The 6473-nt window shown below is 68.5% G+C and carries 4 protein-coding genes; 3 read left to right on the top strand and 1 reads right to left on the bottom strand.

Annotation, left to right across the window (positions count from 1 at the left end; translation table 11 throughout):
• Positions 1-293: 293 nt before the first annotated feature.
• Genes VD972_RS21145 through VD972_RS21155 form a run of 3 tightly spaced genes read left to right on the top strand, consistent with a single transcriptional unit; the run spans position 294 to position 2853 of the window.
• Positions 294-1304 carry an ABC transporter substrate-binding protein gene (locus VD972_RS21145; RefSeq protein ID WP_324989752.1) on the top strand — a complete coding sequence of 337 codons (1011 nt, stop codon included), beginning with the start codon at positions 294-296 and terminating at the stop codon, positions 1302-1304.
• Positions 1301-2101 (top strand): ABC transporter permease, encoded by an 801-nt coding sequence (locus VD972_RS21150; RefSeq protein ID WP_324989755.1) that lies wholly within the window; start codon positions 1301-1303, stop codon positions 2099-2101. Before VD972_RS21145 ends, VD972_RS21150 begins: the two co-directional genes overlap by 4 nt.
• Positions 2089-2853 (top strand): ABC transporter ATP-binding protein, encoded by a 765-nt coding sequence (locus VD972_RS21155; RefSeq protein WP_324989757.1) that lies wholly within the window; start codon positions 2089-2091, stop codon positions 2851-2853. The genes VD972_RS21150 and VD972_RS21155 overlap by 13 nt, the downstream gene beginning before the upstream one ends.
• A 57-nt stretch (positions 2854-2910) precedes the next feature.
• On the opposite strand, the gene VD972_RS21160 is transcribed toward VD972_RS21155, so the two are convergent.
• A partial coding sequence (locus VD972_RS21160; RefSeq protein ID WP_324989759.1) for a CARDB domain-containing protein occupies positions 2911-6473 on the bottom strand: 3563 nt, incomplete at its 5' end.

The following is a 6473-nucleotide window of genomic DNA, read 5'->3' on the forward strand; positions in this document are numbered from 1 at the left end:
CCAGCTGACAGCGTCCCTGAGTGAGGGGCGACCCACCCTTGTGCATGTCGCGAAGCGCCTGCACATGAGCGAGCGCACCCTTCAGCGGCGTCTGCTCGATGAGGGCCTCTCCTTCCAGGAGCTGCTCGACGGGCAAGACGAGTGCCTCGGACCCAGGCCATGGCCCGAGCGGTGGTGAGCGGGCTGTTTGACGTGCCTGAGAACACCTTCCCCGAACTCACGTTCCAGGCTTAAATGGACAGGACGGGAACGGCCGCACTGGCGCTCCTCTCTGACTCCCTGAGGTCTCCATCTTGCGTACGCTGCTGCGTCTCCTGTCCCTGTTTCTCGCGCTGGCCCTTCCCACCGTCGCTCGAGCCCAGCAGAAGCTCGAGGTGGGCTACATCCCGGTGCTCGGCATCTCACAGCTCTTCGTGATCGTGGGCGAGGGGTGGGACAAGGAGGCGGGCCTCGAGCTGAAGCTCATCCGCTTCGACTCCGGGCCGGTGATGATCCAGGCCCTGTCCGGCAAGCAGTTGGACGCCTACTACGGCGGGATTGGCCCGGTGATCGTGGCGCGCGGAAGCGACATCGATGCCCGCGTGATTGCCAACACCGCCATCGAGGAGATGACGGTGGTGGCCACCGGCCCCTTCGCCAAGACCCTCGAGGAGAACAAGAGCGTCACCGCCGCCATCGCGGCCTTCACGAAGGCGGAGGGCCGCAAGCCCAAGTTCTCCACCCAGCCGCTGGGGTCCGTGCCCGACACCACCCTGCGCTACTGGCTCCAGAAGGTCTCCAGCGTGGAGCTCGCCACGGTCGACATCGTCGGCATGGGAATCGACAAGACGCAGCAGGCGGTGCTTGCGGGCGCGGTGGACGCCGCCACCATCCGCGAGCCGGCGCTGACGCTGGTGCGTGAGAAGGATCCGCAGATCAAGCTCGTGGCGCTCGGCGGCCAGATGTTCCCCAAGCAGCCCGGCTCGGTGGTGGCCGTGACGGGCGAGGCGCTGAAGGCCAAGGGAGCGGCCCTGGCCAAGCTGGTGGCCCTGCATGTGCGGGCCACCGAGCTCATCAAGAAAGAGCCGGAGCGCGCCGCCAAGCACGCCCACCACTACCTCGGGCGTGGCCTCACCGACGTGGCCACGATCCGCCGCGCACTCACCTCCCCCTCCAGCCAGTTCGCCGCGGATCCGCATGAGATCGTCGAATCCACGCGGATCATGCAGGACTTCCAGATCTCCATGGGCGTGCTGAAGAAGCCCGTGCCCATGGAGCAGCTCTTCGACTTCTCCCTGTGGTCCGGAGTGAAGAGCGGTAAATGACCGTGCCCTCAGTGGCCGAGCGCTCGTGGCCCGCGAGGGTCGCTGTGGTCTTCATGGCCCGGCCCCTCCAGAGTCTGGGGGGGCTGGTGCTCTTCTTCGCGCTGTGGGAGCTCGCGTCCCGCACGGGCCTGATCAGGCGCACCGTCTTCCCACCGCCCAGCGCGGTCCCCGAGGCGTTCTGGGGCGAGTTCACGGAGGGCATCTGGCTGGAGACAGTCCAGGCCAGCCTCGGTCACTACGCGCTCGGGCTCCTCGCCGGTTCGCTCCTGGGGTGCCTGGCCGGCAGCCTCGCCGGGCTGATGCCCCGGCTGGAGACAGCGCAGGCCTGGGTGATACGGGTGCTGCGCCCGATCCCTGGCATCGCCTGGATCCCGTTCGCCATCCTCTGGTTCGGGGTGAGCGAGTCGGCGGCGGTCTTCATCATCGGGATCGCCGTCTTCTGGATCAACTACTTCGCCGCGCTCGGCGCCGTGCAGGCGGTCGACAAGGATCTGATCGAGGTGGCGCTCGCCTTCGGCCACCGCTCGCTCGGCGCCCGGCTCTTCAAGGTCCTGCTGCCCGCGGCTACGCCCGGGATCCTCGCCGGAGTGCGCACGGGGATCGGCCAGGCGTGGACGTCGGTGCTCGCGGCCGAGCTGTTCGGCATCGATGGGATTGGGCAGCGCATGATGCAGGCCTCAGGGCTGCTGAACGGCCAGATCGTCCTGGTCTACATGCTCACCCTGGCGGCGCTCTACGGAACCATCGACATGCTCTTCGTGGCCTTCCATGACTGGGTGCTCCGTTGGCGACGCTAGCGGCAATCCGGCAGCTCTCGCTCTCCTATGGTGGCGCGGCGGGCACTCCGGTCCTCGAGAACCTGACGCTGGACATCGCGCCAGGCGAGTTCGTGGTCGTGGTGGGCTCGTCCGGAGTCGGCAAGTCGACCCTGCTGCGCGTGCTGGCCGGGCTGGCCCAGCCGACGAGCGGCGAAGTCAAGCTCGACCTGCCCGTGGACCGCGCGCGACTGCCCGTGGCGCTGGTCTTCCAAGAGGCGCGCCTCCTGCCTTGGCGAACCGTGCGAGGCAATGTCGCCTTCGGGCTCGAGGCCCTGGAGCTCTCACGCGAGGAGCGGCAGCGCCGCATCGAGGAGGCGCTGGCGCTGGTCAGGCTCAGCGAGTTCACGAAGCGGTGGCCCTGGCAGCTCTCGGGCGGCCAGCGTCAGCGCGTGGGGCTGGCCCGTGCGTTGGCGGTAAAGCCCTCGCTGTTGCTGATGGACGAGCCGTTCGCCGCGCTGGATGCGATCACACGCGCCACGCTGCAGGATGAGCTGATCCGCGTGTGGCGGGAGACAGGGGTGTCGATCCTGTTCGTGACCCACGACATCCAAGAGGCGCTCTACCTCGCCGGCCGGGTCGTGGTCCTGAACGGCAAGCCGGCGCGCGTGACTCGGGATGTGCGGATCAACAGCCCCTGGCCGCGCAACCGCGCCGAGGTGGCCAGCTCACCCGAGGCGGCCTCGATCCGGACAGGCCTGGCAGAGCAGCTGGCGGATGGGGCCGGGATCTGACGCCACGCAGCGCGCGGCATCAGATCCCTCTCTACAGGCTCCCGGAGAGCCGCCCCCTCACTCGTGGATCTGGATGGCGCCAGCGGAGGCCGTGTTGTTGCTCACGATGAGATCCCCCCAGTCTGCGTTGACCACGGCTCCCAGGTACCAGAGGCCGTTGTGCGGGACCTGCGCGCTGACCTGTCCTGGCAGCGTGCTGCACTGCCCCGGCATGATGACATCCGTGGGGAAGAACCCCAGGAGCACGTCATTGTCCTCCGGACGCTCATAGGGGCCGTAGTGAATGTCGGTGTCCTCGGACAGCACCAGGTACACACGGGCCCTCGCCCCATTGGTGCCCTGGTTGCACACCGTCACCTCGGCCGTGAACGGAGCTCCAGACGTGGCGGAGGCGGGGCCACTCATCGACGGGATGAAGAGGTCCGCCGCGCGGCCAATGCCAATGAGGCCCCCCACTCGCGCGTTGTTGCTCACCACCAGCTCCGGCTGCGAGTACCCAGGGTTGGCGATCGCGCCCAGGTAGAAGACGCCATCCCCTGCGTCATAGACCACGCGGGTCTGCACCTGCCGCGTCGTACACTGGCCCGGCTCCAGCAGTCCCGTGGCGAAGGTGCTCAGCAGAACGTCATGGGCAGGAGGCAGGCTGGCGGAGGCGAAGGCCAGGGTGGTGTCCCTGGAGAGCACCACCTGCACGTCCGTGTCACCGCCCAGCGTCCCCTGGTTGCACACCGTGACCGCCACCGTGAACTGCTGCCAGGGCTCGGCGCTGGGAGGAGCGCTCACCGACTGGACGATGAAGTCGGGCTGGTGGCCAATGCCCACCGGCGCGCTGGCCTGTGAGTTGTTGGCCTCGAGGAGCTCCGGCGTGGAGCTGCCCGGGTCCGCCACCGCTCCCAGGTACCAGGCCCCCTCATGGGGGACCTGCGCGCTGGCCTGCACCTGCTGCGTCGCACACTGGCCCGGCTCCAGCACGCCCGTGGAGAAGGCCGTCAGCGGCAGGTCCGGATCCGGGACAGCGCTCCCCGAAGAGAAGCGGATGGTGGTGTCCCGCGAGGCCACCAGCTGCACGTCGGTGCTGCCGCCCACGGTGCCCTGGTTGCACACGGTCACCTCGGCCCTGAGCGGTGCCCCGGACAGGAGGCTGGCAGGCCCGCTCACCGTCTGGACGATGAAGTCGGGCCTCTGGCCAATGCCCACTGGAGCGCTGACGCGCGTGTTGTTGGTCTCGAGGAACTCCGGCGTGGAGCTGCTCGGATCCGCCACCGCGCCCAGGTACCAGGCTCCCTCGTGTGGAGGCAGCACCTGGGTCTCCACCTGCTGCGTCATGCACCGGCCCGGCAAGAGCTCGCCCGTGGAGAAGGAGGCCAGCGGCAAGTCCTGATGCGCCGCAGTACCGTTGGACGAGAGCACCAGCTGCACCTCCGTACCACCGCTCACCGTGCCCTGGTTGCACACCTTGACCGAAGCCGTGAACGGCTGCCCGGGCAGGGCGCTGACCGGACCGCTCACCGCCTGGATGACAAAGTCGGGCTGAGTGCCAATGGCGACGGTGTCACCGAACCGCACGTCATGGAGGTTTTCAGGGACGTACTCGTGGAAGACAGCGGCGCCCAGGTACCAGAGTCCTTCCGGAGCGGAGGCGGCCGGGAACAAGAACCCAGAGTGGCATTCTCCCGCCGACAGACCTGAGAGGTACACCGGGGCTAGGACCGTATCCGACGGGAAGAACTCCCGGTCGCGGGACAGGACGATGGCCGCCTGGGGTGTGCCGTACGCTGTCCCCTGGTTGCACACCGTGAGATCCACGCGGAGCTGCCCTCCTGCTACGACGCTGCGCTGGTGGCTCAGCGCCTGGACGACGAAGCGAGCCTGATAGCCAATGAAGACCGACTGGCTGACCCGCGTGTTGTTGGTCTCGAGGAGCTCCAGCGTGGTGTTGGCCGGATCCGCCACGAGGCCCAGGTACCAGGAACCCTCGAGCTGAGACGGAGCCACGGCCTGCGCCTGTCGCGTCACGCACTGCCCTGGCGCCAGCAGCCCCGTGGAGACGGAGGTCAGCAGCAGATCCTGCGGCGAAGAACCGTTGGAGGAGGCACTCACGGTGGTGTCCGCCGAGAGCAGCAGCTGCACGTCCGTGCCGCCGCTCTGCGTGCCCTGGTTGCACAGGGTGAACTCGGCCGAGAGCATCCCTCCGGGCCGGACGCCACGCGGGCTATCCAGCGCCTGAAGGACGAAGTCGGGCCCAGAGCCGATCCCCATGGGCTCACTGGCGAGGGTGTTGTTGTTCTCGAAGAGCTCCGGCACGGCCTTGGCCGGGTCGGCCACCGCGCCCAGGTACCAGGCGCCCTCGAGCGAAGGCTGCACGCTGGCCTGCACCTGCTGCGTCGCGCACTGGCCCGGCTCCAACCTCCCCGCCGAGAAGGAGGCCAGGGGCTGATCCTGATCGTCGGACGGGGCCTCGCCGGAGAAGCGGATGGAGGTGTCCTCCGAGAGCAGAACCACCACGTCCGCGCTCCCTCCCGAGGTGCCCTGGTTGCACACCGTCACCTCGGCCGTGAACAGCGCTCCCGGAAGGACGCTGGGCGGGCCGCTCACCGCCTGGATGATGAAGTCGGCCTTGGAGCCAATCCCCACGGGCTTGCTGGCGCGCGTGTTGTTGTCCTCGAAGAACTCCGGCACGGCGTTGGCCGAGTCGGCCACGGCGCCCAGGTACCAGGTGCCCAGGCGCGAAGGCTGGAGGCTGAGCTCCACCTCCTGTGTCTGGCACTCCCCTGGTGACAAAGGCCCCGCGGAGAAGGAGGCCAGCGGCAGATCCTGCTCGCCGGGAGGGAGCTCCGGGGAGAAGCGGATGGTGGCGTCCCCCGAGAGCACCAGCTGCACGTCCGTGCTGCCGCTCTCCGTGCCCTGGTTGCACACCCTCACCGAGGCCGTGAACGGCGCTCCCGGCACGACGCCTGGAGGAGCGCTCACCGACTGGATGAGGAAGTCCGGCGCGTAGCCCACGCGGACGACGGCGCCGGTGCGGGCGTTGTTCTCCGTGGAGAACTCCGGCTCGGAGATCGTGTGGGCGATGGCGCCCAGATACCAGTCGCCCTCGGCCACGTAGAGCGACGAAGGCCGCCGAGCCGAAGTGCACTGCCCAGGCCCCAGCATGCCCAAGGACGCCCAACCCACCTGCGTGTCGAGGATGGAGATCGCCTTATCCTGAGACAGGTAGAACTCCGCGTAGGCATTGGCTCCCGTCGTGCCCTGGTTGCACACCGTGACGGTGACCTCCAAGGACCCACCCTCGGGCGCGGCGCTGTTCGGGGCACTCACCGCCTGGACGATGAGGTCCGCCTGGCTGCCAATGCCGAGGAGCTGGCTGGCGCGCGTGTTGTTGGTCTCGATCAGCTCGGGCACGGCGTTGGCCGGGTCCGCCACGGCCCCCAGGTACCAGACACCTTCCTGAGGGACCTGCGCGGTCGCTTCGAGCTGCTGCGTCATGCACTGCCCGGGCTCCAGCGACCCCGAGAAGAAGGCGGCCACCGCCAGGTCCTGCTCCGAAGGGGTCCCATCGGGGGAGTAGTGAATGGTGGTGTTCTGGGAGAGCACCAGCTGCACGTCCGTGCCACTGCTCA

The sequence above is a fragment of the Hyalangium sp. genome (assembly GCF_035629615.1).
Taxonomy (GTDB): domain Bacteria; phylum Myxococcota; class Myxococcia; order Myxococcales; family Myxococcaceae; genus Hyalangium.